Below are 26,442 nucleotides of genomic sequence, written 5' to 3'. Positions count from 1 at the left end.
TTCGCAAACTAACGTTATCAGGCAGATGGTAAAGAGCCTAACGGCAAAGTGACATTAATTCTTGACGAAATACTTCAAGATTATTGTCATCGAATGTGCTTTCGAGTTTCGCATGGGCTGATGTCCAAATAGGAACAGCTGATGCGAGAACCGTTTGTCCTTCAGAGGTAAGCAAAAGAAGGCGTTGGCGGCGATCGTCGGGATTTATGATAATCTCCACCCAGCCATTGCGCTGCAAAGGCTTCAATGCTGCGGTGAGGGTAGTTTGATCCATGGCCAACAGTTCCGCCACCGGCTTCATAGGCGGCGGGCTAGGGCGGTTTAATGCCATCAGAAGCGAAAACTGGCCATTGTTGAGACCAGAAGGGCGGAGTTCCTCATCAAAATAGCGGGCAAGCGCACGTGCTGCACGCTGAACATGCAAACAAAGACAGGAATCACGCACAAGAAGCGTGGTTTCAAATGGAACAGCGCGACTATCTGGCATTGCTTAGTAATGTTGATATCAATCTATTTCGTCAAGACAGATAGTGAGCAGCTTCATTAAACCGCATCCGAAAACTGTTAAACGGTTTTCAGACAAAGATGCGCATTAAACAGACGCCTAGAGCAAGAATTTGATCCAATCGGACCAATGTTCCGAGATCCGAAGTTTTCAGGCGCAATCTGAATTACCGCTTAAAAATCATCACCATGATGCATGTGACGAAGGTAAGCGAAAGCAGTTCCGGCCAGAACCGGCAGAATGACAAGCGCCATCCAAAATATAATGTTGCTCATTTCTCCCTCCCTTTACCAACAGTTTACCATACAGGCGGATAAAAGAAAAACGCGTAATGCGAAGGCTTGTTCCACGGATGCAAAAGACCGTTCTTTTCGTCTTGAGGACGCACTTTAAACCGCAGCAACTTTGCGCGTTAAATTGTTAGAATAAAATTCCATCACAGCCGAGTTACATGCATTCAAAGACTATTGCCAGGATGCCGGAGTTTGAGTAGAAGTAGCACCACATCAAGAGTTGGGGCGACGCCCAACGCCAACCTGCCTTTCCGGGCAAGGTGGTACTTCCTAAAATGGAAGGATGTGGCCAACCGGCAAATATACGGATCAAGCCACACGCGTCTGCTCTGACATAACGAAGGACTGACGCGACATGCCTATTAAAATTCCTGACGATCTGCCCGCAACCAGTGTCCTCGAAGCAGAAGGCGTTATGGTCATGCGTGAGGCAGATGCTGTTCGTCAGGATATCAGGCCGTTGAAAATCGGCCTTCTCAATCTCATGCCAAATAAGGTCACCACGGAGACGCAGATTGCGCGTCTTCTGGGTTCAACTCCGTTGCAGCTGGAATTGACGCTTGTTCGCATTACCAATCACGTAGCGCGTCATACACCTGCAGATCACATGCTTTCTTTCTATCGACCTTGGGAAGAGGTGCGGGACGAACGTTTCGACGGCTTTGTGATCACCGGTGCACCAGTCGAGCGTATGGCGTTTGAAGACGTGACATATTGGGACGAAATGCAGCGTGTCTTCGATTGGACGCAGACCCATGTTCATCGGTCGCTCAATATCTGCTGGGCAGCGCAAGCGGCCGTACATCATTTCCATAACATGAGCAAATATGATCTACCCGCTAAAGCGTCAGGCGTTTACAGCCAGCAAAACCTCGCTCCAGCATCGCCTTACCTCCGCGGGTTTTCAGACGACTTTGCAATTCCCGTTTCCCGCTGGACAGAAGTACGAAAAGACGACATCCCAGCGGATAGCGATCTGAAGGTTCTCGTCGATAGCCCTGAAAGTGGCCTTTGCTTGCTGGAAGACCCAAAGCACCGAACGCTTCATATGTTCAATCACGTTGAATACGATACAACGTCGCTTGCTGATGAATATTTCCGTGATATCCAGCTGCAACCAGATACACCCGTGCCAGCCAACTATTTCCCGAACAACGATGCAAGCCGCAAGCCACAGAACTGCTGGCGAGGCCATGCACATCTACTTTTCGGTAACTGGATCAATGAGATGTATCAATCGACGCCATATGATCTGTCAAAGATTGGCAAGTCTGATTGAACCTACGAGAATTAATAAATCGCTATAAAACAGAATATTAGAGCGCTAATCTAATTTATCAGATCAGCGCTCTCTCGATTTTTACACTCGCAAATTAGCTTGCGAAGCGTCCGATCCACTGGTGCCACTGGTCTTCACTTCCGTGAAAGACATTGAGATCAATCTTGCCGTTTACGCCCTGCGACAAGCCTGAGCCAGAATACTGCCAGAAAACCCAGCGACGCCCCGGATAGACCTTGGATGGATGTTGCGCCACAGCACGCAGCCAGAACGGATAATCTGTGAACGCACCCTTCAAATTATCATCGTAAAAATCCGGTGCGGTGTAGATAACCGGACGCTTGCCATAATGGCGCTCAAGCGCATCCATGAAGACCTGCATCTTTTCTCGCACTTGAGCTGGCGATGGACGACGCTTGCAAGACGAGTCGCCGTTCCATTCAACGTCGATGACCGGCGGCAACGCATCTGGATCAACCGGCACGTTGCGAATGAACCAATCAGCCTGCTGACTGGCCACGCGGCACCAATAGAAGAAGTGATACGCACCACGCTTCAGCCCTGCAGCTTTGGCCTCACGCCAGTTCTTACGGAACATTGGATCAAGATGATCGCCACCATCGGTCGCTTTGATATAGGCAAAATTTGCTCCGTTCTGTCGCAACGTTGCCCAGTCAATGTCTCCCTGCCAACGCGAGACATCCACGCCATGCACTGCATGTCTGCGCGGCGAAACACTACCAAAATTGATCGGTTTCGCATCGCGGAAGCGCTGGCTATAGACCTTATTGCGCGTTTGGCGATCTAGGCGAACAGATGGGTAAGCCGCGACTTCCGGCTTGGGAACCGAGATTGGAGCCTCCACATGCTGCTCTGGGCGCTGCGTCAATGGTGCAGGCGGCTCGTTTTTAAATGGGCCAGCATCAGGAACGGGACCAGCCCAGGCAAGAACTTCATCATGGGGTGCGGATGGCATCGATTGCGGTGCTCTCGCCACGTCTGTCAAAGGCGCAGAAGGTCTGACAACCGAGCTGGTCAATTCCGCAGACGGCTGAGACATGACACTGTCGATGCCGGAGCTAGACGTGCAACCCGCCAAAGCGGTGCAGGCAAGGGCAATTGCTGACACAACCGAAAAACGCATGATACCCATACACAAAAATCAGGCGCTCCACAACCAAACCAAAACTGGCTGCAGAAAAGCCATCGACCAACACCCGCAACGCTCCTCCCGAGCTATTTGCTAACCAAAGATTACTGCCAAAAGCTGAATCCAAAGTTTACGAAATGCTTAAGAGACCTGACAATGATGATTTCTGTCTTTTGTTGCGCAGATAACTTTTACGGCCTGTTTCAGGCACGCTTCGCTGGAAGATCAAAATCTTGCGGAAAGAATTGTCCTGCATATGGCTTCGGCTTGACGCTCTCAACCTGAAGCATCAGCTCAGCGATCTTTTCGGGGCTTGAAATACCGCATTCATAAATTTGGATAATTTCCCGCGACATCTCATCCTTTTGCGGAGAAGTAATCGGGCAGCGACCAAGAACTTCGCACGTCTTGAGATAAGCCGCCTGCAACTGTTCGAGCTCAGCGGGTTTGAAACGCTTAAAATAATAGTCTCTCGAAAACGGCATATTGTTTCATTCGCAGTTTGGTCGTGATTGACCGGATTTCATAACCTGTGATGATACTTTTCAAAGCATGTCTTTAGTAAGACTGAACACGTTACTATCATACTTAGGGATAGTTTACATTCAGTAACTGTTTTCAACTACGCACGATTTCTACTCGCGCTGCGATAGCAGCGATTTTTTCAGGATCGTATTCGCCGGATTCATAGATTCTGATGATCGCACGGGCGAGTTCATTTTTCGCCTCATGGGTTGTCGGGCAGCGGTCTAACATGGCACAGCTGCGGTGATAGGCGGCTTGCAGAACTTGCAAGTCATCGGGATTGAACGTCCCGCGATATTCGCTGCCCCGAAATGGCATTTTTTCTCTCCCCAGCCTGCTGATTGAAGCTCGATTTTAAGAGGAAAGCAACTGCATTTTGATGGCGAGGTGATATACCAGATTTCGGAGGAGAGCGGCCGACTTCAAACCTTAACAAGGCAGGGCGTGGTCGCTATAAACTAAAGTAAAAGCTCAATTAAAAAGGATAAGATAGTGAAAATCGGCGTCGTTACCATCTCAGACCGCGCAAGCCGCGGAGAATATGAAGATTTGAGCGGCCCTGCTATCGAAAACTGGCTAAAAACCGCGATTGTAACACCATTTGAAATTGTTAAACGCGTTATCCCAGATGGCTTGGAATCCGTGCGCGATACGCTGATCGAACTTGCGGATAATATTGGTTGCGATTTGGTTCTTACCACAGGCGGAACTGGCCCGAGCCCCCGCGATGAAACACCAGAAGCGATGAAAGCTGTGCTGCATAAGGAATTACCCGGTTTTGGCGAACAAATGCGTCGAGCAAGTCTTGAACAGACGCCAACCGCCATTCTTTCGCGTCAGACTGCCGGGAGTCGTGGAAAAAGCTTCATTCTCAATCTTCCCGGTAAACCAACCTCGATCGCCATGACATTGCATGCCGTCTTTCCTGCTGTTCCATATTGCCTTGATTTGATTGGCGCAGGTTACATAGAGACCAATCAGTCCGTTGTTATAGCGCATCGTCCGAAATAAGTCCTGCGGTCTTGCTTTCAGTGCGTCAATGCAAATGCGCAACCCAGCTTTGCGCATTTGCATGAATTGCACACTTGCATTTCCCTGATTTGAAGCTGAGTATTGGTGAAAAAGAAGGGGACCTAAGTGAAGCCATTCGACGAGATGCTCAACCATGGCGGGAGTGTTCGCCAACCTTACGAATTTCTCAAGCAGTGGTTAGACCAGCAGGATCAGCATAAACTTCAGCAAAAAACACATGATGCGGAAAGTGTTTTTCGAAAGACCGGCATCACGTTTGCGGTCTATGGCGATCAGGACGCTGCGGAACGCCTTATTCCGTTCGATATCATTCCGCGTATCATTTCCGGTCAGGAATGGCGAAGACTTTCGCAAGGTATTGAACAGCGCGTGATGGCGCTCAATGCCTTCCTCGATGATATTTATCATCGCCAAGAGATTGTCCGGGCAGGGCGCATCCCGAAGGAACTCATCACGAATAACGAGGCATTTCTGCCTGAGATGATCGGCTTCCGTCCGCCTGGCAATGTTTATACGCATATCATCGGTGTCGATATCGTCCGGACTGGTGAGAACCAGTTTTACGTGCTGGAAGACAATGCGCGCACGCCCTCCGGGGTTTCCTACATGTTAGAAAACCGTGAAACCATGATGCAGCTATTTCCTGAGTTGTTTCAGAACGTGAAGGTTCGTCCGGTCGAGAACTATCCGCAATTGCTGCGGCAGTCATTGGCAAGCGTTGCACCGCCCGGAACGCAAGGCGTGCCCACCGTTGCAGTCCTCACACCTGGTATTTACAACTCAGCCTATTTCGAACACGCGTTTCTTGCCGATCAGATGGGTGTCGAGCTTGTCGAGGGTAGTGATCTTCGTGTGGTGGATGGTCGTGTCGCCATGCGGACAACAAAGGGTTATCGGACGATAGACGTACTTTACAGGCGCGTTGATGATGACTTCCTCGATCCGTTAACGTTCCGTCCGGATTCAACTCTTGGGGTCGCGGGCATCATGGATGTCTATCGTGCTGGCAATATAACAATTGCCAATGCTCCTGGGACAGGGATCGCAGATGACAAGGCGATTTATTCCTATATGCCCGAAATCATTGAATTCTATACGGGTCGTAAAGCGATCCTTGAAAATGTACCCACATGGCGTTGTTCGGAACCTGAAAGTCTTGCCTACGTACTGGATAACTTGGCAGACCTCGTGGTGAAGGAAGTGCACGGCTCCGGCGGTTACGGAATGTTGGTGGGGCCTGCGGCAACTAAAACCGAGCGCAAGGCGTTTGCGGAAAAACTGAAGGCACGTCCACGCAACTATATCGCACAGCCAACGTTGGCCCTCTCAACAACGCCAATCTTTACCGAAAGTGGCCTGGCTCCACGTCACGTCGATTTGCGTCCTTTCGTTCTGGTGTCAGACCGTATCCGGATCACGCCTGGCGGGCTGACACGGGTTGCACTCAAAGAAGGTTCGCTTGTCGTGAATTCCAGCCAGGGTGGCGGCACCAAGGATACTTGGGTACTCGACGATTAAAACACATAGCACGCAGCAACTGACACTAAGATCAGAGCGTGAAAAGGGGAATGATTTTATGCTTCTTGGCCGTACGGCAAATGGGCTTTACTGGATGTTTCGCTATATTGAGCGTGCTGAAAACATGGCGCGCCTGGTTGACGCCGGATTACGCATGGCATTGACTAAAACATCGGATGCGCCGGAAGAGTGGTCTTCTGTGGTCGTGTCTGCGGGTGCAAGCCAGACATTTTCAGCCAAATATCGCGCTTATAATGCAGCAAACGTCGCAGACTTTCTGCTGCGGGACATGGACAACCCTTCCAGCGTGATGTCTTGTATGGAAACCGCACGTTCAAATGGCCGTATGGTACGCACAGCGCTTACACGGGAAGCTTGGGAAAGCGTCAATGAAGCCTGGATGACGCTGAAGAAATCTCTCTGCAAACCGTTAAAGGAAGCCGACCTTCCACCGTTGCTCGATCAGATCAAGCGGGAAACCGCACTGATACGCGGTGCTTTTCACGGCACGATGCTGCGCAATGAAATCTTTGATTTCGCGGGACTTGGCACATTTATCGAGCGTGCGGACAACACTGCGCGCATTCTCGATGTCAAATACTACGTGCTTCTACCCGCCGTCTCTTATGTCGGCACCACACTCGACAACTATCAATGGGAATCCATTCTGCGCTCTGTTTCAGCGCATCGATCTTACCGCTGGGTTTATGACGGTGACTATCGTCCTTCCCATGTTGCCGATTATCTGATCTTGAATGGCCGTATGCCCCGTTCGCTCAATCATTGCTACCAATGCATCACAGGTCATCTCGGTTTTCTTGGCAAAGACTATGGCGAGAGTGCTGCCTGCCAAGCGACTGCGGATCAAATCTATGATAGCTTGCAAAATCAGGACATCAGCGGGATATTTGATGTCGGTCTGCACGAGTTTCTGACTGAGTTTATTGCGCGCAATAACCGTCTCGGCAATGAAGTCGCCGAAACCTATAATTTTTATTGAGGTGTCCGTTTGCTGCTCAATATCCGGCACGTTTCACATTATCGCTATGACAATCCGGTTCCCTATGCGGTGCAGCGCCTGCGTTTGCGCCCACCGACACTACCGGGGCAACTTGTCAAACATTGGGAGCTGAAAATAGAAGGCGGCGAGCCTGAAGTCTCCTATATCGACGGTTTCGGTAATAAAACCGACCTCGTGCAGCACGCGCGGAACATCAACGAGATCATTATTACAGCCACCGGCAGCGTCGAGGTTGAGGATCGCGTCGGAGTGCTTGGCCCGGTCTATGGTTATGCTCCGCTCTGGCTTTTTGAGCGAGAAACAATGCTGACCGAACCCGGAGAGCGCATTCGAGCTCTCGCTGGCGGTCTGGGCAAAGAGCAGGAACGTCTCGCATTGCTGCACGAACTGATGAATGCAGTTCATGCAGCGGTCGCCTATATGCCCGGCACCACCAGTGTCGCTACAAATGCAGAAAGTGCGCTTGAGGCAGGCAAAGGCGTTTGTCAGGATCACAGCCACATCTTTTTATCTGCGGCTCGCTTACTCGGAATCCCTGCGCGCTATGTATCCGGTTACTTACTGATGGAGGGTATCGAGGAACAAACTGCGAGCCATGCGTGGGCAGAAGCACACATTGATGGTCTTGGCTGGGTTGGGTTCGATGCCGCAAACAATGCCTGTCCCAATGATCGCTATGTACGGATCGCAACCGGCCTCGATTACCGGGATGCCGCACCGATTTCGGGTGTAAGGCTTGGAGGATCGGTTGAAAGCCTTGCGGTACACATCAATGTAGGGCAGTGATTATTTCACCGTATGATTTGCCTGCCGGAAACTGTTGATGACCTATTGCGTTGGAATGAAAATTGATCGCGGCCTTGTGTTTATGTCTGATACCCGGACGAACGCAGGCCTCGATAATATTTCGAAATTCTCAAAGATGCGGAGCTGGACCAAGTCAGGCGAACGCGTGATCGTGCTTCTTTCGGCGGGCAATCTCGCCACGACGCAAGCTGTTGCGAGCCTGCTTGAAGAGCGTACGAAGGCACCGGACGAGCGCAATCCTTCGATATTCGAAGCGCCATCCATGTTTCAAGTTGCCCGCCTCATTGGCGATACGGTCAAGGAAGTCATCGCAAATTCGGCCACTGGCGGACAGAATGCGGATGCATTCGGTGCCTCCTTTATTCTGGGTGGTCAGATTAAGGGCGGTCAACCGCGCCTTTTTTATATCTATCCTGAAGGCAACTTCATCGAGAGTTCAGATGATACGCCGTTTTTCCAGATTGGCGAAAATAAATATGGCAAACCCATTTTAGTGAGAGCCTATCAGCAGGAAATGAGCTTTGAGGATTCAGTAAAACTGCTGCTGGTTTCGTTCGATTCAACACTTAAAGCTAATCTTTCCGTTGGGCTGCCACTCGATATGCAAATCTATGAAACGGACAATCTCAAGCTCGGTGAGCATCGCCGCTTTGAAGCAACAGATCGATACTATCAGACAGTTTCTGAAAGTTGGTCCGAAGCGCTGAAATCGGCACTCGAACAATTACCCGCATTCAGCTTCGAGAAATAAAGAGAAAGCCGGGTGATCTATCACCCGGCTTTCTTAGTTTCAGTCCTTTGTCACTGTTGCAACGTAATTGGCGTCCGCCACCATGTTGAAATTGTGAATGTTGGAAGATGTAACGGCCGTTTCGATCTGCTGATAGATCACGGTGATCGGGCTGTCTTCCTGAAATTTCTTCTGAAGATCGTGGTACATTGTTTCGCGTTTGGCCGTATCGCGTTCTTCTGCAGCGGCCATTGTTTCAGCTGTCAACTCAGGAATATCCCAAGAGGCCTGCCAAGCCGTGGTTCGCAAGTTTACCTCATCACCGTTATTCGGGTTGTTGGTAAAGGTGACTGCATTTGTGTGCGGGTCCCAATAGTCTGGGCCCCAGATGCCAAGCGCCATCTGATGCTTGCGCGCACGAACCTTGGTTGTCGTGAGCTTACCATCGCCCTGCAAGATTTCAACATTCACCCCGGCTTTTGCCATAGTCTGCTGGATGTTTTCTGCAATGCCGACGTAAGGCTGTGTGTTGCGAACATCAAGCGTGATGTTGATACCATCCTTTAGTCCCGCTTTTTCAAGTAGTTCTTTCGCTTTCGCAACATCATACTTGAACGGCTTGTCGTCGGTCGCACCAAACATGCCTAGCGGCAGGAATGACTGATGCGTACGGCCAATACCCTTGATCAGCGTGGCTTCAATCGTATCGTAATCAATCAGATACTTCAGTGCTTGACGCACTTCCGGCTTGGCCAGTTCTGGCATATTCTGGTTTGCGCTCAAGTAATAAATGCGGCCCTTCGGAGCGTTGATGACGCTGAACTTGCTGTCCTTGCCAAGCTCCTCGATGTCGCCCGGTTCAAGATTGCGTGCAATATCAATATCACCCGCCTGAAGCAGCAGGCGTTGCGACATGCCTTCCTTCACATGACGATAGATGACGCGCTTCATCGCAGGCTTCAAGTCTGCATAATTGTCGTTGCGCTCGAGCAGCAGCACCTCATTGGCGCGCCATTGCTTGACGGAAAACGGGCCGGAACCAGCATAACCGTTCTTCAGCCATCCATAACCAAAATCCGTTTCATATGGATTGGTATCGGTCTTTTCGATTTTCTGTTCGTGTTCCTTCACCAGTTTACTGTCAACGATAGACGCAACACTGGAGGTCAGGCAGTTGAGAACGAAGCTTGGTGCAAAGGCCTTGCCAGTGGTGAAAACAAAAGTCTTGTCGTCAACCGCAACCACATTCTGATCGACATTTTCCCGCGTGATACCGAACTGACTCAATATGAATGCCGGGCTCATGTCGAGCTTGATCGCGCGTTGAATAGAGTAAGCGGCATCCTGCGCAGTAATCGGATTGCCTGAGGCAAATTTCAAACCGCCTCGAATTTTGAAGGTGATCGACTTACCGTCGTCAGAAAATGTCCAGCTCTCAGCAATCTGCGGAATGATCTTTGTCGGATCTTTGGTGTCGGTCGTCACCAGGCGCTCATAAGTGCTGGTGAGCATTTCCGATGTTGTGATTTCAAAAATTTCTGCGGGATCAAGCGATATGACATCATCGATGCTCATCGCGATCACAAGCGTGTCCGCAGGCGTGGCAGCTTCAACAGCCTTAGTCGAGGCCGAGAGGCAAAGCGCAAAGGCAAATGCTGCCGGAATGCTCGCGCGCATCATTCGTGTCGCGACAGCATTCCTATTCAAGCTGAAAAAGGAGGTTTTAGTGTTGGCTTTCATGCGGTGTCCCTCTGGAGATCAGAGCCTATCAAGGCAAATGATCGTCAATGCTCATTGCGTATCCGTCGCGTCTCCCCAGACAGCGACTCTCAAGCACGCGCGAGCATTAGATTCCGTTTTTTGAGGGGGCACAATGGTGGGAATAATTTAGCCGCAAAATAAAAACGGCTGGAAAATCCAGCCGTTTATCTGATGCTTTGGAAGAAATTATCCGAAGACTTTGAAGCGTTCGGCGTCGTCCATGAATACCTTTTCGCCGAACGGCTGTTCGTTCGAACCGAAAGGCATCTGCGCGCGCAGTTTCCACGAAGCTGGAATGTTCCAGGTCTTGGCAACTTCTGCATCAATCAGCGGATTGTAGTGCTGAAGGCTTGCACCGATACCTGCATTGGCAAGAGCGGACCAAACCGAAAGCTGAGCCATGCCGCCAGCCTGTTCAGACCAGACTGGGAAATTGTCTGCATAAAGCGCGAAATTTTCCTGAAGGCCCTTAACGACGTTCTGGTCTTCAAAGAACAGAACTGTACCCGCACCAGCTGCGAAGCTGTCGAGCTTGGCTTCAGTCTGAGCAAATGCGTCCGCAGGAACGATCTTGTGAAGCACTTCCTTGGCGATATTCCAAACCTTGTCGCTTTCGGCTCCAAACAGCACAACTGCGCGCGAGCTCTGGGAGTTGAACGACGATGGCGAATGCTTGATGGCTTCGCGGATCAGTTCGGCGACTGAGTCCTGGGAGAGGGGAAGCGTCTTGCCAAGAGCATACTGTGTGCGGCGCTTCTTAAGGGATTCTATATAACTGTTGCTCATCATCAATGTCCTGTTGTTCTGCGATTCTTTGCTGCGAACCAATCGCAGCGAGTGGGAAAACTTGTTGCAAATATTGTGATTTTCATACGAGTCGCCAGCCCGTGTTTCTGAAACACACTGTCAACGAATAGGGATGGACAGTCGTATCGTTGTCATCCTTTGGTGAACCAAAGTTGCTACGTTTTGGCTGTCTTTAGGATTTTTTCTTTCCCGCCGGTTTAAAATCTGATCAAATTAGTAGGAAACAAGGGAATGCCCAAAATAACGGGTCGATGGATGCGATATCCGTAAACCAACGACGGGCAATGAGGTCACGATAATTTGAAGTCAATTATTATTATAGGTGGTGGAGCGAGCGGTGTTTTGATGGCCGCGCAATTGCTTGGACAATCGTCAGATACAAACGTCCGCATATTCGAGCGATCAGGTGATGTTGGGACAGGGATCGCCTATTCAACACAAAACCCCAACCATCTTTTAAATGTTCGCGCCAGTAATATGAGCGCTATTCCGGATAAGCCGGATCACTTTTTAAACTGGCTTACAACCAACACCGAAACGCTCAGTGCAAGCGAATGGCAGCCACAATCATTTGCACCGCGCGCATTTTACAGACTTTATCTCCAAAACTTACTGCAGCCATATCTGACGAATGAACAGCAGCGTCTTTTCATCGAGAGTTCGGAAGTTTCAGATGTCGCGATTGAAAGCGGCCGTCCGCTAGTGACGAGCTCATCAGGTGAGCGTTTTCCTGCCGATGCCGTTATCATCGCGACAGGAAACGAAGCCGCAATTGCAACATCCGGAAATCATGTAACGGAATATTGGTCCAGCAATGGATATTTCGACATTCCGTCGAATGATCCAGTCGCTATTCTTGGCACCGGCTTATCCATGGTCGATAGCGTGATTTCGCTGCTCGATAGTGGGCATAAAGCTGCGATCCATGCGATTTCCCGACGCGGACTGTTACCAGCACGCCACGCACCGGCGGATGCTATGTCGATAAACGCAGAACAACTTCCCGTCGCTGATGGCTTGCCCGCTCTGCTGCGTGATGTTCGGCATATGATTGATCAGCGGGAAAACGAAGGGAAAAGCTGGCGCGACGTTATTGACGGATTGCGACCGCACACGAAAAATATCTGGTCTAGATTGCCGATCAGGCAACGCCAGAGTTTTTTGCGTCACTTGCGACCGTGGTGGGATGTGCATCGCCATCGAATGGCGCCCTCCATAGCAGATCGCATTGAAGCTGCACGACAGTCAGGGCAACTAACAATCATTGCTGCACACCTCGTTTCAGTCAAAAACCAGGCAGAGCACATTTCCATTCTTTACCGACAACGTCGCGGGCTAGCGATAGAACAGCTTAATGCAGCGAAAATCATCGATTGCCGTGGCGGTAGTTCCCGTTTTTCGACCACGCGCAACTCTGCGCTGATCAGCCTGATGGAAAATGGCTTGGCGAAACCGGACGCGATTGATCTCGGCCTTGACGTCACTGCGGATCTGCAAGTTCTCAATGCTCGGGGCGAGCCATCAGCTCCGATCTTTGCCATTGGACCTGTAACCAAGGGTACATATTGGGAAGTGACCGCTGTACCTGATATTCGAGTGCAGGCTGCCCATCTGGCGAAAGTCCTTCTTGAAGGTTAGGAAACAGTCATAAATCTCGATGATCCCCGCAACCGGCACTTGTCATTTAGGTGCAAAGTTTGCGCGGCAATATGTCCGAGAAAAAGACGATATGTGGAAAATCAATACCGAAGACGCGGTGTTCTTGGCTGTTTGCAGACTAAAATGATTCAAATCATTGCGATAAGCCATTGAAAGCTATTGCCATAATAGCCGCTAGCCCGTCATAATAATGACATCGGAATATATGATTCCACTCGGACAACTTCCGGAGCGTTTCTGTTGCTGTTTTCTTGAGCGGTGCCGGCTTCGGATCAACCCAAGAATTCGGCTAGGAGGCCTTTAGCGTATGACGATGGACGGCAGAATGCTTTTTTTGCTAGTCCTTCTTCCCTTTCTTGGCAGCGCTATAACAGGTCTATTCAGAGGCGTTGATCGTACAGGATCAGCTTGGTTCACCGCAGCGATCGCGATGGTTGCATTCGTCATAACGGCGAGCCTTTATCCTATCGTTTCAGATGGAGGGGTCATTCGAGGCACGATCGAGTGGCTTCCTGCTTACGGCCTCAACATCACGTTGCGAATGGATGGATTTGCATGGCTCTTTGCCATGTTGATTACCGGCATTGGCTTGCTTGTCGTCATTTACGCACGCTATTATATGTCGCCGGAAGACCCGGTCCCGCGTTTCTTTTCTTTCCTGCTATCCTTTATGGGCGCGATGCTCGGCGTGGTGCTTTCGGGTAATATCATTCTTCTCGCAGTCTTCTGGGAACTGACAAGTATTTTCTCATTCCTGCTCATCGGCTACTGGTATCAGAATGCCAGTGCCCGCGATGGTGCACGTATGGCACTCACCGTTACAGGGATCGGCGGCTTCTGTCTGCTCGCAGGCGTGCTGCTGTTAGGTCATATCGTTGGAAGCTACGATCTAGACAAGGTTCTTGAAGCCGGAAATGTTGTTCGCACGCACCCGCTTTATGTGGTTGCACTTGTTCTCATACTCCTGGCCGCATTCACAAAAAGCGCGCAGTTCCCGTTCCATTTCTGGCTGCCAAATGCGATGGCCGCCCCAACGCCAGTTTCGGCCTATCTGCATTCCGCGACAATGGTGAAAGCAGGTGTATTCCTGCTTGCGCGTTTGTGGCCGGTTTTTGCTGGCACTGAAGAATGGTTTTGGATTCTGGGTCTAGCGGGCTTGACCACGTTGTTGATCGCGAGCTTCTTCGCTGTATTTCAGCAGGATCTCAAAGGTTTGCTTGCCTATTCGACCATCAGCAATCTTGGTCTCATTACAGCGCTTTTGAGCCTTGGTAGTCCGCTTGCTGCTGTGGCTGCAATCTTCCACATGGTCAACCATGCGATCTTTAAAGCATCGCTATTCATGGCGGCTGGCATTATCGATCATGAAACCGGCACGCGCGACATGCGAAAGCTTAGTGGTCTCGCTCGAGCGATGCCCTATACGGCCACACTGGCAATGGTAGCCAGTGCGTCGATGGCCGGCGTTCCATTGCTTAATGGCTTTATTTCCAAGGAAATGTTTTTCGCCGAAGCCGTTGAAACACACATGGCTTCGTGGCTCGACACGATCACGCCTTACGTTGCAACAGTGGCGGGCATTTTCACAGTCGCCTATTCGATCCGCTTCATCTATTCGACCTTCTTTGGGCCACCGCCCCACGACTTGCCAAAAGAACCGCATGAGCCGCCGCATTGGATGCGCCGCCCAATCGAATTGCTGGTTCTGCTTTGCCTGTTGATTGGCATCATTCCAGCACTGTCTATCGGCCCGTTTTTACACTCAGCCGTTCTATCCGTGCTTGGCGATGCTACACCGCAATATAGTCTTTCGGTCTGGCATGGCTTCAACCTGCCGTTGATGATGAGCTTTGTTGCGATGATCGGCGGTATCATCGTGTTCTGGGCGTTGAAGAATTATCTTGCGACAAGTGAAGATGGTCCTCCATTGTTTCGCCACTTGCAGGGACAGCGTATTTTCGAACGCGTGCTTGTGACGCTTTCGTGGAACTGGGCCCGTAAGGCTGAAAGCTTCTTCAGTACAAGACGTCTGCAGCCGCAACTGCGTATTGTTGTTGCTGTTGCACTGGTCGCAGCCGCGTGGCCAATTCTCGAAGACGGTATCCATTCCGGAATGCTGGGTACTCAACCTGTCGACCCAATCTTCGCAGGTCTATGGATATTGGGTGGGGCCTGCGCGATTGGCGCGGCCTATCAGGCAAAGTATCATCGCCTGGCCGCACTTATACTCCTCGGCGGCGCTGGGCTGATAACCTGCATCACCTTCGTCTGGCTTTCTGCGCCGGATCTTGCGGTCACGCAGCTGCTCGTAGAAATCGTCACGACAGTTCTTCTTCTGCTTGGGCTTCGCTGGCTGCCAAAGCGTTGGGAAGATCCAGATCCGATCCCCGTCAAGTTTGGTCCGCGTCTACGCCGCTATCGTGACTTTGCGTTGGCGATTGGCAGCGGGGTTGGTGTGTTCATCATTTCCTATGCAATGATGACCCGCCCATCGCCCTTGAGTATCGGTGATTATTTCTTACAGAACGCCTATTCAGGCGGTGGCGGCAAGAACGTGGTCAACGTAACTCTGGTTGATTTCCGCGCCTTTGATACTTTTGGTGAAATTGCCGTTCTCGGTATTGTGGGTCTCACCATCTTTGCATTGCTGCGTCGTTTCCGCCCTGCACCGGACAGCACGGGTTCAACCGCACAACAGAAGATTCAAGATGCATATGATGAGGCGATGGAAGACCGCGAGAAGGGCGAAACGCTCACCGATTATCTTGCAGTGCCGTCAGTAATCATGCAGTGGCTTTTCCCAGTCATTATAGTGCTTGCAGTTCATCTGATCATGCGTGGTCATGATCTGCCGGGTGGCGGGTTTGCTGCGGGTATAACTTTGGCAATCGCGTTTATCCTGCAATATCTTGCGGCTGGTACGCGCTGGGTGGAAGATCACCTACGTATCCTGCCGGTACGCTGGATCGGCATGGGTTTACTTGTTTCTGCCGCGACAGGAGCGGGAGCATGGATATTCGGTTACCCGTTCCTGACATCTTATTTCCAGTATGCCGACATTCCAAATATCGGGAAAATGCCGATTGCGAGTGCACTTCTGTTTGATATCGGCGTATTTGCTCTGGTTGTGGGTGCCACAGTACTGATGTTGATCGCGCTGGCTCACCAATCCATCCGTAAACACCGTGTCGAAAAATTAGCCGCTGCGAAGGAGGAGAACTGATGGAACTTGTTCTCGCTATAGCAATCGGCGTTCTTATGTCCTCAGGCGTTTGGCTTATTCTGCGTCCACGTACATTCCAGGTGGCCATAGGTCTGGCGCTCGTATCCTATGCGGTCAATCTTTTCATCTTTTCGATGGGCCGCTTACGGACCAATGCGCCACCAGTGCTTGACTCCGGTATCAATGTTCAGGCAGCTCAATATACAGACCCGGTGCCACAAGCACTGGTGTTGACTGCTATCGTAATCGGCTTTGCAATGACCGCACTTTTCCTTGTCGTTTTGCTCGCATCGCGCGGAATGACACGTACCGACCATGTCGACGGCAAGGAGAATTGATGATGGATTGGAAATCACACCTCATCGTCGCTCCCATTCTCCTGCCACTGGTAACGGCCGCATTGCTGCTGATGTTCGACGAACGCAAGCGCAAGCTGAAGATGGCCATCAACTCGATCTCAATAATAGGTCTGATTGCCATCGCTATCACATTGCTGGGCGTTGCAAGCGATAAAGCGCCGGCAGCCGATGTTTATCTGATCGGTAACTGGCCAGCTCCATTTGGCATTGTACTCGTTCTTGACAGGCTTGCTGCGCTGATGCTGGTGTTGACAAGTGTGCTTGCCATGGCCGCACTCAGTTTTGCACTAGCGCATTGGTACAAGGCCAGTCCGAATTTCCATACGATTTTCCAGCTATTGCTGATGGGTCTGAACGGCGCCTTCCTGACAGGCGATCTATTCAACCTGTTCGTCTTCTTCGAAGTCATGCTGGCAGCGTCCTATGGGTTGGCGTTGCATGGCTCCGGTCCTGCACGCGTGAAAGCCGGTATGCATTATATTGCCGTCAATCTGGTTGCATCGTCATTGTTCCTGATCGGCGTCAGTCTGATTTATGGTGTCACCGGAACGCTGAATATGGCCGACCTTGCGCAGAAGGTTGCACAGGTTACGCCAGAAGATCGTATGCTGTTGGAGGCAGGCGCTGCCATCCTTGCCGTTGCCTTCCTGGTGAAGGCGGGTATGTGGCCACTCAATTTCTGGCTTGTCCCCGCATACACGGCTGCGGCTGCTCCAATCGCTGCTATTTTTGCCATTATGAGTAAGGTGGGCATTTATGTCCTACTGCGTCTTTCGCCGCTCATGTTCGGTATCGGAGCAGGGGACTCATACGGTTTCGGCAGTGACTGGCTTTATTACGGCGGCATGATCACACTGGCCTTTGGTCTGATCGGCGTTGTAGCTTCGCAGGCCATGGGACGTCTTGCAAGCTATAGCATTCTGGTCTCTTCAGGGACGCTGCTGGCAGCTATTGGCAGCGGCAATACCGCTATGACCGGCGCTGCACTCTTTTACATGGTCAGCTCAACATTGACGATTGCAGCATTCTTCCTGCTGATCGAACTGGTCGAACGCGGACAGGATGCGGCTGCCAACGTTCTCGCTGTTACTATGGAAGCCTATGGCGACGATGAAGAAGAGGACGATGAAGAGGAAGTTGGCGTGGTCCTGCCTGCAACGCTTGCTATCCTCGGAACTTGTTTTGCCATCGTGGCAATTCTGCTGATCGGCCTGCCGCCATTCTCTGGTTTTATTGCCAAGTTCCTCATACTCGCAGCCGTGTTCAACGGCGACGGAACAGCCCCAACACTGGCAATGCCTGTCAGCCCGGCAAGCTGGGCGCTAATCGCGCTTATTCTTCTATCTGGTCTGTCGGCTTTGATTGCGATGACCCGTACCGGCATACGCACCTTCTGGGCGTCACTTGAGGGTAATGTCCCGCGCGTTCTCGTTCGCGAAGTTGTGCCAATAGCAGGTCTTCTGGCCGCGTGTTTAGCGCTCACAATCGCAGCTGGCCCAGCCATGCAATATATGGATGCAGCCGCCCGATCGTTGCATAGTCCAAAGGATTATATCGATAGCGTCCTGAATGCACCTCGTGTGGGCCGTGAGAAAGTGGAGGTAAAATGAGAAAAATTCTACCTTTCCCGCTGCTTTTCGTTTCACTGATCCTCTTTTGGCTTCTGTTGAACGGGTTTACACGCGCGCAGCTAATTCTTGGCGTCTTAGTTGCTCTTCTTTCCTGTCATGCCATGACAGCACTTCAGCCACAGAAGAACCACTTGCGGTCCATACCAACCATGATCTGGCTGTTTGGTGCTGTCAGCCTCGATATTCTCACATCGAACCTTGCCGTAGTGAAACTGATCTTGTCACCACGAAAGGAGCGTCATCCAGGCTTCGTTGTAATTCCGCTCGATCTGGAGAACAGAACTGCGCTTGCAGTGCTTGCATGCATTATCACGACCACGCCTGGCACTGCTTGGGTCGATTACAACGTCGCACGTAAAGCTTTGACGATTCATGTTTTGGATCTGGAAGATGCAAAGGCTTGGCGAACAACGATCAAGCAACGTTATGAGCGGCCACTTATTCGCGTATTCGGAGCAAGAGACGTCGTAAAAGAGGAGCAATCAGCATGAGCGCAGTAATTCTTTTCTGGTCGCTGCTCGCAGCACAAGTGATGTTGATTGGAGCAATGGGCTGTGCTGTCTACCGCCTGCTTATAGGTCCGCGTGCGCAGGACCGCGTGCTTGCTACCGACGCGCTTTATCTCAATGCTCTTCTTCTTCTGCTCACATTTGGTATGCGGACTGGCAGCGTTATCTATTTTGAAGCCGCGCTGATTATTTCGCTACTCGGATTTGTTGCAACGGTCGCTCTTGCCAAATTCCTGATGCGCGGGGAGGTGATCGAATGATCGGAGCCGCTGATCTGCCCGTCTGGGCTGCAATCATTATTTCATTTTTTCTTGTCGCTGGTTCTTTCCTGACACTCGTCGGATGTATTGGTCTTGTTCGTTTTAAGAGTTTTTATGAACGCATTCATGCGCCAACAATCGGTTCCTCGTTCGGTGCAGGCGGAATCTTGATTGCTTCGATCATGTTTTTCTCCATCTTGCAATCCAGACCGATTCTGCATGAAGTGTTGATTACCGTCTTTGTGGTCATCACAACGCCGGTAACGCTCATGTTGCTCAGCCGCGCGGTGATTCATCGGGACCAAACGCACGACAGCAAAGAGCTCCCTTCATCTTCCGACCAGAAGTGATGGTTGGAAGCATCGGCTTGAAGCATTTGGAGGAGTGCTAAGAGCTGCGGCCAATTGTCCATATGCGCCTTGCATCCAGACATGCGGATTGAAGGTTCATGTCATTTGAATTATCTGAATTTCAGTATTTTCTGAAACTTCAGAATTTACGGGAGAGAGAACTTGGAATTATCGCCAATTGTTCAGTCGTTTGTTCTCCACTTCGGAGAGATGGGCAGCCGCTGGGGCATCAACCGCACGGTTGGGCAGATTTATGCGTTGCTGTATCTATCGTCTGAACCCCTGTGTGCGGATGATATTGTTGATGCGCTAGGTGTTTCGCGCTCAAACGTCTCGATGGGTATCCGCGAATTGCAGGGATGGAATCTGGTGTTGCTTAAGCATATCCCCGGCGATCGCCGTGACTTTTTCACGACGCCGGGTGATGTGTGGGTGATTTTGCGAACGCTTGCTGAAGAGCGCAAGAAGCGCGAGATCGATCCGACCTTGTCGGTCCTGCGTGAAGTTCTCATGGAACAACCTCAGGACGCCGGCGACCGTTATGCTCAAGATCGCATGAAGGACATGTATGCGATGATTGAGCGGCTCACCAACTGGTACGACGACGTCAAGAAACTCGACACCGACAGATTGACCAGTCTTCTGGCGCTTGGCGCCAAGGTTACACGCTTTCTGGAAACGACCGACAGGATCGTCGCTCTGGGGCGCGGAAGAACAGCGGCCAAGAAGGAGCCTAAACGAGAGTGAAACCCGTTGCCCCCCGGACGGAAAAAGCGGCACAACAAGGTGGTGAAACTTCAGGCGACAAACATCGCCCGCCTCGACGCCCAGTTCCGACTCTGCTCAAAGTGGGGGCTTGGTTTCAGGCAGTGGCAGCACTTTTATGGCTGCCACAAGCCGCACTTCTAGCCTACGGCGTAGGCTATTTGGCCGACACTGGTTTTGACGCCACAATCTATCTTCTGGCTGCCGGATTGTTTCTTATAGGCTGCTTACGCAGCTTGCTTGATGGAAACGGCGCAATCAAGGCTTTCGACGCAGCTCGCAGTGAGCTTACCAGTTTACGCGAAAAGGCAGTCATCGCCTTATCCAAACGCTCTCCACTTGATACATCGCGTCCACCTTCCGGCGAAGCCGCCAGCATATTGGCAGAGCAGGCCGAAATGGTCGTTCCCTATCTCTCCCGCTTTGTTCCTGTGCGTATTCGCGTGATGCTGGTTCCACTGGCGATACTCGCAGTTGTCCTGTGGTTTTCATGGACAGCGGCGCTCATTCTGCTCATTGCCGCACCTCTGATCCCGATTTTCATGGCGCTCATTGGCTGGCGCGCAAAGGCTGCCAGCGAAAAACAACTCGTCGCTTTAGGCGATATGAATGGCTTCCTGCTTGATCGGCTACGTGGCCTTGCAACAATCCGCAGTTTCCATGCTGTGGATACAACTGCGACACGTCTGCGCGACAATGCCGAGACTTTGCGTCGCAAAACGATGATCGTTCTGCGCATCGCATTCCTCTCATCCGCAGTCCTCGAACTGTTTGCTGCCTTGGGTGTCGCCATGGTTGCCGTCTATATCGGTTTCCATCTGCTCGGCCCTCTGGATTTCGGCGCATGGGGGCACAAGCTCACACTTGCGGAAGGTTTGTTCATTCTTCTGCTTTCGCCAGCATTTTTCGAGCCTTTGCGTGATCTTTCGGCAGTCTGGCACGACCGCGCTTCCGGCGAAGCGGCAATTGATGCCCTCCAACAGCTTGCAAAGCATGAAATGCCACTGATTGGCGGTATCAATCCTGTTGACGAAGTCGCAAACGAACCCTCGGTGATGTTACGGAATGTCCGGTTTCGTTATCCCGCAGGCTCCGCAGATATATTCAACAGTTTCAATCTTGATATCGAGGCGGGCGAGCATGTAGCTCTTCTCGCGCCAAGTGGTTACGGAAAATCGACCTTACTAGCCCTGATCGCAGGGCTGGCCGCACCACAAGAAGGCGAACTACGAGTCGGTAACATAACTTTGAGCGATGAAACTGCTGCTGCAATTCGTAGCCGAATGAGCTGGGTAGGTCAGAAGCCGCATATTTTCGCGGGCAGCGCCCGGTATAACATCAGTTTGGGTCGCAATGTTGATGGTATGAAGACTTCATCCATCATCGATCAGATGGCGCTGAGCCATGTCGCGGGTGTCACCGGCGCCGGAGTTATCGGCGAAAACGGCGCAGGCCTTTCAGGCGGCGAGGCGCTGCGATTAGCGCTCGCACGGATCGCCGTCGATGATCATGCAGACATTATTCTTGCCGATGAGCCAACCGCGCATCTTGACCTAGAAACAGCAGGCCTCATCGCCAACAGTCTGATTAATGTCGCGAAGGGCAAGACGCTGATTATCTCCACTCATGACAAGAAACTGGCTAGCCGTATGGATCGGGTCGTCCGTCTTGATGATTTGAGCGCGAATGCGCAGCTCTGGCAGAAGAGGGCAGCAGAATGAACGGTCTTAAATCACTTCTCCCGATCTTTCAGCTCTTTTTCCGCACAAAAGGGACCGCACTTTCTGCGGGCATAGCGGCTGCTACCGCGACGGTTCTTGCAGGCATAGCATTGCTCGGCCTATCAGGTTGGTTCATCACAGCCACCGCGATTGCTGGTCTTAGCGTTGCAACAGCGGTCGTGTTTGATGTCTTTGCACCTGCTGCAGGCATTAGGCTGCTTGCCATTCTGCGTACTGGAGCGCGCTATCTTGAACGCCTCGTCACGCATGATGCTACGCTCGCAATTCTTGCAGCGCTCCGCGAACAACTTTTCCGTGCATGGGCGCGGCCTGCCGCAGCCAGCAATTTGCTCAAAAGGCCCGCTCGGCTTCTTTTCAGGCTGACAGCGGATATCGATGCACTCGACTCCCTTTACCTACGTGTACTTGTTCCGGCAGGGGCAGCGCTCGCAACCGCCTTTGTTGCTGGCATTGCGCTTGGTCTCATGCATTCGCTTCTCGGATTGGTCATCGCGTTGACGTTGCTTTGTGTCGGTCTTGGATTGCCACTTGTTGCTGCCAAACGTTCGGAAAAGCCGATGCGCCAACGCGCCAAAGGAACTGAAGCCCTGCGTGCGCGAACTGTCGATCTGGTAGCAGGTCAAACCGAACTCGTCATGGCGGGGCGCATGGATAATCAAAACGCCATCATCATGCGTGCCGATAATTACATTGCCTCAAGTGACCGGACACTCAATCGTATCGAAGTTTCGACCGGGGCAGGGCTAGGCATTCTTCATGCAGGGCTCCTTGCCGGTGGTTTGATTGGCACTGGCTTGCTGATGCAGGCGGGCTTGATCAATGCGCCTGTCGCAGCACTTGGACTGTTGATAATCCTCGGTGCGATGGAGCCCTTTGCAGCGCTAAGACGTGGCGCAATGGAACTCGGCCGCACTATACTTGCTGCACGTCGTGTTGCCCCGGCACTCCACACGAGGGATGAAATTCAAACACTATCCTTGCCTGCCGAGGGCGATGCGGTTCGGCTGGAGAATGTAACGGTCTGTCACGAGGGCTCCAGCACGAAAGCGCTCAACGCTGTTAATCTGAATATAGCAGCAAGCGAACGCGTTGCTCTTATCGGAACCAGTGGGGCGGGTAAATCCACGCTCTTTAACGTGCTTGCGGGAGAAATCCGGGCTGAATGCGGTGAGATTCACGTCCTTCCCGCACGGCTTCTCACACAGCGCACTGAGCTTTTCAAAGACAGTCTTCGAAACAATCTCAAGCTCGCAAAACCTGATGCCACCGATGCTGATTTGAATGCCGCATTGGAAGCTGCAGGGCTTGGCGACTTTATGAAAACCCAAGCCGAAGGGCTGGATACAGTTCTGGGAGAGGGGGGGCTGGGGCTTTCTGGCGGTCAGGCCAGACGCCTTGCTTTGGCTCGCCTGTTTCTGACCGACGCTCCGCTGTGGCTTCTGGATGAACCCACGGAAGGGCTTGATCAGGAAACTGCTGAGGATGTGCTTCGCCGCCTCAGCGAACAGGCAAAGGGCCGTAGCCTGTTGATAGCAACGCATATTCAGCGCGAGGCACAGATTTGTGATCGAGCGATTGTTTTGGATCAAGGCCTGCTGGTTCAATCCGTGAACAAAGGAGAGCCGTCATTTGGCAAAACCCTCAATTCCTTGAGGTGAAATTTGAGTAGGGGGGCTGTTTGCTGGTAACATATCAGTGACAGCTCGTAACATTAGGAGGGCCGGATTTGCCGGCTTAAAGAGATGGAATTCGATATTGTCTCCCTGTCGCGATTGCAGTTTGCAATCACGGCACTTTATCACTTCCTCTTCGTACCTCTGACATTGGGTCTGTCCGTGCTGCTTGCAATCATGGAAACCGTATATGTTATGACCGGAAGACTCATCTGGCGGCAGATGACGAAATTCTGGGGTACGCTGTTTGGTATTAACTTCGTTATGGGCGTCGCGACCGGCGTTGTGATGGAATTTCAGTTCGGCATGAACTGGAGCTATTACAGCCATTATGTCGGAGACATTTTCGGAGCGCCTCTGGCAATTGAAGGCATGATGGCCTTCTTTCTTGAAGCGACCTTCGTTGGCCTGTTCTTCTTCGGCTGGGATAAGCTGTCCAAAGTGGGCCACCTTATGGCCACTTATGCAGTTGCCGCCGGTTCCAATTTTTCGGCGCTTTGGATTCTTATCGCGAATGGCTGGATGCAAAACCCGGTTGGTTCAGCCTTCAACCCTGAAACCATGCGCATGGAAATCACCGATTTCTTCGCAGTTCTGATGAACCCGGTTGCCCAGGCTAAATTCGTGCATACGGTTTCGGCTGGTTATGTAACCGCTTCGATTTTCGTGCTTGGTGTCTCGGCCTGGTATTTGCTGAAAGGCCGTTCCACCGAACTCGCCAAGCGGTCGATGACAGTTGCAGCATCCTTCGGTCTTGCCGCATCACTTTCTGTCGTCGTTCTGGGTGACGAAAGCGGTTATCTCGCCAACGAACACCAAAAGATGAAAATCGCGGCAATAGAAGCCATGTGGGAAACCGAGCCAGCTCCGGCTTCGTTCACAGCTTTTGGTTTCCCTGACCAGGAATCTCGCGAAACCCATTATGCCGTGCATATTCCTTGGGTTATGGGGCTGATTGGAACACGCTCGCTGACGACGCCGATTGAAGGCATTGAACAGCTTGTCGCAAACGCTGAGGGCCATATCCGCAAGGGTATTATTGCCTATGATGCGTTGCAGCAGATCCGCGCTTCTGGCGATACAGATGCAGTGTCGCAAGGGGTGAAAGATACCTTTGCCGATAACAGCCAGTGGATGGGCTACGCGCTTCTGTTGAAGCGTTATGTCGATGATCCACATCAGGCAACAGATGCACAGATTACGCAGGCAGCGAACGATACTGTTCCCGGCGTTCTACCGCTGTTCTGGGCATTCCGCATCATGGTGGGTATCGGATTCTTCCTGATCCTGCTGACCGGCACATTCTTCGTGCTTTCGGCGCGTCGTGCCCTGGATCGTCATCGGTTCCTGCTGAAAGTGGCAGTCTTTGCCATTCCGCTTCCATGGATTGCAGCTGAAATGGGCTGGATTGTTGCCGAGTTCGGGCGACAGCCATGGATTATTGAAGGCATTCTGCCAACCGCAGTCGCCGTCTCCAATCTTGGTGCTTCGACGGTTCTCTTCACCATCGTCGGCTTTGTGGCGATCTACACGGTTTTGTTCATCATCGAGATGGGCCTGATGCTGCGCGCGATTAAAGCTGGACCTGAACCTGACAGCAAACCGGAAGCAAAGCTCGCCCCGGCAAGCATTGCGCCAGCGGAGTAAGAATCATGATACTCAGCGATTTGTTGGACTATGAAACACTGCGCATCATCTGGTGGGTGCTGCTTGGGGTATTGTTGATCGGCTTCGCCGCAATGGATGGTTTCGACCTTGGTGTTGGTACACTTTTGCCGTTTATCGGCAAAACCGACATTGAACGCCGTGTCATCATCAACACCATCGGCCCGGTCTGGGAAGGCAATCAGGTATGGTTGATCCTCGGTGGTGGCGCAATTTTCGCCGCTTGGCCACCACTTTATGCGGTGTCCTTCTCTGGATTCTATCTCGCGATGTTTGCCATATTGTTTGCCCTCATCCTGCGGCCTGTCGGCTTCAAATTCCGCTCCAAGCGGGACAGTGTGGCTTGGCGGACAGGTTGGGACTGGGCATTGTTCATCGGCGGTTTCGTGCCATCCTTGATCTTTGGTGTCGCCGTCGGCAATGTGCTTCAAGGCGTGCCGTTCCGCTTTAATGACGATCTCCAGATTTTTTATGATGGAACGTTCTTCGGCTTGCTCAATCCGTTCGCACTTCTTTGCGGTGTAATTTCATTGACCATGCTTATCATGCACGGCTCCGCATGGCTTGTTCTGAAGACAACGGGCGTAGTGCAAGCACGAGCCCGTGCCTATGGCAGCGTCGCTGCACTGCTCACCAGCGTTCTCTATGTCATCGCCGGTGTCATCAGCTGGTATTGGGTTTCCGGCTATAAGATCACCAGTGCAGTCGTTACAGGTGGACCCTCCAACCCACTACGCAAGGCTGTAGAGTTTGATCAGGGTGCCTGGTTCGTCAACTACATGAATTATCCGGTTTTGCTGATCGCGCCTGCGCTGGGCATTCTGGGACCGTTGCTCCTATTTGTGTTCTTCCGCAGCAAACGTGAAGTGGCGCCATTGCTTATCGGTCAACTATCGATCTTCGGCATTATCTCATCGGTCGGTGTGTCGATGTTCCCATTCATCCTGCCATCGTCAGTCGATCCACGATCGAGCCTGACAGTTTGGGATGCATCATCGAGCCATATGACCCTCTTCATCATGCTGGTAGTGACGATCATCTTCCTGCCACTCATCGTCGCTTATACTTCGTGGGTCTACAAAGTCTTGTGGGGTAAGGTCGAGCAGCGCGACATCGAAGATGAAAGCAACCACGCTTATTAAGCTATCTGCGGGCGCTTGCAGCCCGCATAACCCCAA

24 protein-coding genes and 1 riboswitch are annotated in these 26,442 nt (G+C 51.7%); of the genes, 18 read left to right on the top strand and 6 right to left on the bottom strand.

Annotated features, from left to right (window positions below; genetic code table 11):
- Nucleotides 1–37 precede the first annotated feature (37 nt).
- On the bottom strand, nucleotides 38–487 hold the full coding sequence (locus KMS41_14960) for a MarR family winged helix-turn-helix transcriptional regulator (protein QWK80198.1): 450 nt from the start codon (nucleotides 485–487) through the stop codon (nucleotides 38–40).
- 516 nt (nucleotides 488–1,003) lie between these two features.
- Nucleotides 1,004–1,112, top strand: a riboswitch (SAM riboswitch).
- Between the two features lie 41 nt (nucleotides 1,113–1,153).
- On the opposite strand from KMS41_14960, the gene KMS41_14955 reads away from it, so the two are divergent.
- Nucleotides 1,154–2,077 (top strand): homoserine O-succinyltransferase, encoded by a 924-nt coding sequence (locus tag KMS41_14955; protein QWK80197.1) that lies wholly within the window; start codon nucleotides 1,154–1,156, stop codon nucleotides 2,075–2,077.
- Between the two features lie 94 nt (nucleotides 2,078–2,171).
- Here the strand turns inward: KMS41_14955 and KMS41_14950 are convergent, their stop codons facing one another.
- From KMS41_14950 to KMS41_14940, 3 genes are all read right to left on the bottom strand, one after another.
- Entirely contained in the window at nucleotides 2,172–3,221 is a 1,050-nt protein-coding gene (locus tag KMS41_14950; GenBank protein QWK80196.1) for a glycosyl hydrolase, read from the bottom strand.
- A 209-nt stretch (nucleotides 3,222–3,430) separates the two neighbouring features.
- Nucleotides 3,431–3,712 (bottom strand): hypothetical protein, encoded by a 282-nt coding sequence (locus KMS41_14945; protein QWK80195.1) that lies wholly within the window; start codon nucleotides 3,710–3,712, stop codon nucleotides 3,431–3,433.
- A 133-nt stretch (nucleotides 3,713–3,845) separates the two neighbouring features.
- On the bottom strand, nucleotides 3,846–4,070 hold the full coding sequence (locus KMS41_14940) for a hypothetical protein (protein QWK80194.1): 225 nt from the start codon (nucleotides 4,068–4,070) through the stop codon (nucleotides 3,846–3,848).
- A 174-nt stretch (nucleotides 4,071–4,244) separates the two neighbouring features.
- On the opposite strand from KMS41_14940, the gene mog reads away from it, so the two are divergent.
- The 5 genes from mog (at nucleotide 4,245) to KMS41_14915 (ending at nucleotide 8,881) form a co-directional block, all read left to right on the top strand.
- On the top strand, nucleotides 4,245–4,763 hold the full coding sequence (mog, locus tag KMS41_14935; protein QWK80193.1) for a molybdopterin adenylyltransferase: 519 nt from the start codon (nucleotides 4,245–4,247) through the stop codon (nucleotides 4,761–4,763).
- Between the two features lie 126 nt (nucleotides 4,764–4,889).
- Nucleotides 4,890–6,302 (top strand): circularly permuted type 2 ATP-grasp protein, encoded by a 1,413-nt coding sequence (locus KMS41_14930; GenBank protein ID QWK80192.1) that lies wholly within the window; start codon nucleotides 4,890–4,892, stop codon nucleotides 6,300–6,302.
- A 58-nt stretch (nucleotides 6,303–6,360) separates the two neighbouring features.
- Nucleotides 6,361–7,302 carry an alpha-E domain-containing protein gene (locus KMS41_14925; protein ID QWK80191.1) on the top strand — a complete coding sequence of 314 codons (942 nt, stop codon included), beginning with the start codon at nucleotides 6,361–6,363 and terminating at the stop codon, nucleotides 7,300–7,302.
- 9 nt (nucleotides 7,303–7,311) lie between these two features.
- Nucleotides 7,312–8,109 (top strand): transglutaminase family protein, encoded by a 798-nt coding sequence (locus KMS41_14920; protein QWK80190.1) that lies wholly within the window; start codon nucleotides 7,312–7,314, stop codon nucleotides 8,107–8,109.
- A 37-nt stretch (nucleotides 8,110–8,146) separates the two neighbouring features.
- Nucleotides 8,147–8,881 carry a proteasome-type protease gene (locus KMS41_14915; GenBank protein ID QWK80189.1) on the top strand — a complete coding sequence of 245 codons (735 nt, stop codon included), beginning with the start codon at nucleotides 8,147–8,149 and terminating at the stop codon, nucleotides 8,879–8,881.
- A 39-nt stretch (nucleotides 8,882–8,920) separates the two neighbouring features.
- Here KMS41_14915 and KMS41_14910 read toward each other — a convergent pair whose 3' ends face one another.
- Both KMS41_14910 and KMS41_14905 read right to left on the bottom strand, forming a co-directional pair.
- Nucleotides 8,921–10,600, bottom strand: a complete 1,680-nt coding sequence (locus KMS41_14910) for an ABC transporter substrate-binding protein (GenBank protein QWK80188.1) — start codon at nucleotides 10,598–10,600, stop codon at nucleotides 8,921–8,923.
- A 207-nt stretch (nucleotides 10,601–10,807) separates the two neighbouring features.
- Nucleotides 10,808–11,407 carry a nitroreductase family protein gene (locus KMS41_14905; protein ID QWK80265.1) on the bottom strand — a complete coding sequence of 200 codons (600 nt, stop codon included), beginning with the start codon at nucleotides 11,405–11,407 and terminating at the stop codon, nucleotides 10,808–10,810.
- A gap of 321 nt (nucleotides 11,408–11,728) precedes the next feature.
- Here KMS41_14905 and KMS41_14900 point away from each other — a divergent pair, with 321 nt between their 5' ends.
- The 12 genes from KMS41_14900 (at nucleotide 11,729) to cydB (ending at nucleotide 26,406) form a co-directional block, all read left to right on the top strand.
- Nucleotides 11,729–13,066, top strand: coding sequence for an FAD/NAD(P)-binding protein (locus KMS41_14900; GenBank protein ID QWK80187.1), 1,338 nt, complete (start codon nucleotides 11,729–11,731; stop codon nucleotides 13,064–13,066).
- Between the two features lie 328 nt (nucleotides 13,067–13,394).
- A complete protein-coding gene (locus KMS41_14895; GenBank protein QWK80186.1) occupies nucleotides 13,395–16,310 on the top strand; it encodes a monovalent cation/H+ antiporter subunit A in 2,916 nt (971 codons plus the stop codon).
- Entirely contained in the window at nucleotides 16,310–16,648 is a 339-nt protein-coding gene (locus KMS41_14890) for a Na+/H+ antiporter subunit C (GenBank protein QWK80185.1), read from the top strand. Before KMS41_14895 ends, KMS41_14890 begins: the two co-directional genes overlap by 1 nt.
- A 2-nt stretch (nucleotides 16,649–16,650) precedes the next feature.
- Entirely contained in the window at nucleotides 16,651–18,279 is a 1,629-nt protein-coding gene (locus tag KMS41_14885; GenBank protein QWK80264.1) for a monovalent cation/H+ antiporter subunit D, read from the top strand.
- Entirely contained in the window at nucleotides 18,276–18,791 is a 516-nt protein-coding gene (locus KMS41_14880; GenBank protein QWK80184.1) for a Na+/H+ antiporter subunit E, read from the top strand. The genes KMS41_14885 and KMS41_14880 overlap by 4 nt, the downstream gene beginning before the upstream one ends.
- Nucleotides 18,788–19,069, top strand: coding sequence for a K+/H+ antiporter subunit F (locus tag KMS41_14875; protein QWK80183.1), 282 nt, complete (start codon nucleotides 18,788–18,790; stop codon nucleotides 19,067–19,069). The genes KMS41_14880 and KMS41_14875 overlap by 4 nt, the downstream gene beginning before the upstream one ends.
- A complete protein-coding gene (gene mnhG / locus KMS41_14870; protein QWK80182.1) occupies nucleotides 19,066–19,419 on the top strand; it encodes a monovalent cation/H(+) antiporter subunit G in 354 nt (117 codons plus the stop codon). The genes KMS41_14875 and mnhG overlap by 4 nt, the downstream gene beginning before the upstream one ends.
- 162 nt (nucleotides 19,420–19,581) lie before the next feature.
- Entirely contained in the window at nucleotides 19,582–20,166 is a 585-nt protein-coding gene (locus tag KMS41_14865; GenBank protein QWK80181.1) for a GbsR/MarR family transcriptional regulator, read from the top strand.
- Nucleotides 20,163–21,905 (top strand): thiol reductant ABC exporter subunit CydD, encoded by a 1,743-nt coding sequence (gene cydD, locus KMS41_14860; protein QWK80180.1) that lies wholly within the window; start codon nucleotides 20,163–20,165, stop codon nucleotides 21,903–21,905. The genes KMS41_14865 and cydD overlap by 4 nt, the downstream gene beginning before the upstream one ends.
- Entirely contained in the window at nucleotides 21,902–23,584 is a 1,683-nt protein-coding gene (gene cydC / locus KMS41_14855; GenBank protein QWK80179.1) for a thiol reductant ABC exporter subunit CydC, read from the top strand. The genes cydD and cydC overlap by 4 nt, the downstream gene beginning before the upstream one ends.
- Nucleotides 23,585–23,668: 84 nt before the next feature.
- Entirely contained in the window at nucleotides 23,669–25,246 is a 1,578-nt protein-coding gene (locus KMS41_14850; protein ID QWK80178.1) for a cytochrome ubiquinol oxidase subunit I, read from the top strand.
- A 5-nt stretch (nucleotides 25,247–25,251) separates the two neighbouring features.
- On the top strand, nucleotides 25,252–26,406 hold the full coding sequence (gene cydB, locus KMS41_14845) for a cytochrome d ubiquinol oxidase subunit II (protein QWK80177.1): 1,155 nt from the start codon (nucleotides 25,252–25,254) through the stop codon (nucleotides 26,404–26,406).
- Nucleotides 26,407–26,442: the final 36 nt, after the last annotated feature.

It is taken from the genome of Ochrobactrum sp. BTU1 (assembly GCA_018798825.1).
GTDB lineage: Bacteria > Pseudomonadota > Alphaproteobacteria > Rhizobiales > Rhizobiaceae > Brucella.
This window is presented reverse-complemented; position numbering and strand designations above follow the sequence as displayed.

Coding starts and splice junctions, on each gene's coding strand:
- KMS41_14960 (QWK80198.1), bottom strand. CDS start 487: ATGCCAGATAGTCGCGCTGTTCCATTTGAAACCACGCTTCTTGTGCGT.
- KMS41_14955 (QWK80197.1), top strand. CDS start 1,154: ATGCCTATTAAAATTCCTGACGATCTGCCCGCAACCAGTGTCCTCGAA.
- KMS41_14950 (QWK80196.1), bottom strand. CDS start 3,221: ATGCGTTTTTCGGTTGTGTCAGCAATTGCCCTTGCCTGCACCGCTTTG.
- KMS41_14945 (QWK80195.1), bottom strand. CDS start 3,712: ATGCCGTTTTCGAGAGACTATTATTTTAAGCGTTTCAAACCCGCTGAG.
- KMS41_14940 (QWK80194.1), bottom strand. CDS start 4,070: ATGCCATTTCGGGGCAGCGAATATCGCGGGACGTTCAATCCCGATGAC.
- KMS41_14925 (QWK80191.1), top strand. CDS start 6,361: ATGCTTCTTGGCCGTACGGCAAATGGGCTTTACTGGATGTTTCGCTAT.
- KMS41_14915 (QWK80189.1), top strand. CDS start 8,147: ATGACCTATTGCGTTGGAATGAAAATTGATCGCGGCCTTGTGTTTATG.
- KMS41_14910 (QWK80188.1), bottom strand. CDS start 10,600: ATGAAAGCCAACACTAAAACCTCCTTTTTCAGCTTGAATAGGAATGCT.
- KMS41_14905 (QWK80265.1), bottom strand. CDS start 11,407: ATGAGCAACAGTTATATAGAATCCCTTAAGAAGCGCCGCACACAGTAT.
- KMS41_14895 (QWK80186.1), top strand. CDS start 13,395: ATGACGATGGACGGCAGAATGCTTTTTTTGCTAGTCCTTCTTCCCTTT.
- KMS41_14890 (QWK80185.1), top strand. CDS start 16,310: ATGGAACTTGTTCTCGCTATAGCAATCGGCGTTCTTATGTCCTCAGGC.
- KMS41_14885 (QWK80264.1), top strand. CDS start 16,651: ATGGATTGGAAATCACACCTCATCGTCGCTCCCATTCTCCTGCCACTG.
- KMS41_14880 (QWK80184.1), top strand. CDS start 18,276: ATGAGAAAAATTCTACCTTTCCCGCTGCTTTTCGTTTCACTGATCCTC.
- KMS41_14875 (QWK80183.1), top strand. CDS start 18,788: ATGAGCGCAGTAATTCTTTTCTGGTCGCTGCTCGCAGCACAAGTGATG.
- mnhG (QWK80182.1), top strand. CDS start 19,066: ATGATCGGAGCCGCTGATCTGCCCGTCTGGGCTGCAATCATTATTTCA.
- cydC (QWK80179.1), top strand. CDS start 21,902: ATGAACGGTCTTAAATCACTTCTCCCGATCTTTCAGCTCTTTTTCCGC.
- KMS41_14850 (QWK80178.1), top strand. CDS start 23,669: ATGGAATTCGATATTGTCTCCCTGTCGCGATTGCAGTTTGCAATCACG.
- cydB (QWK80177.1), top strand. CDS start 25,252: ATGATACTCAGCGATTTGTTGGACTATGAAACACTGCGCATCATCTGG.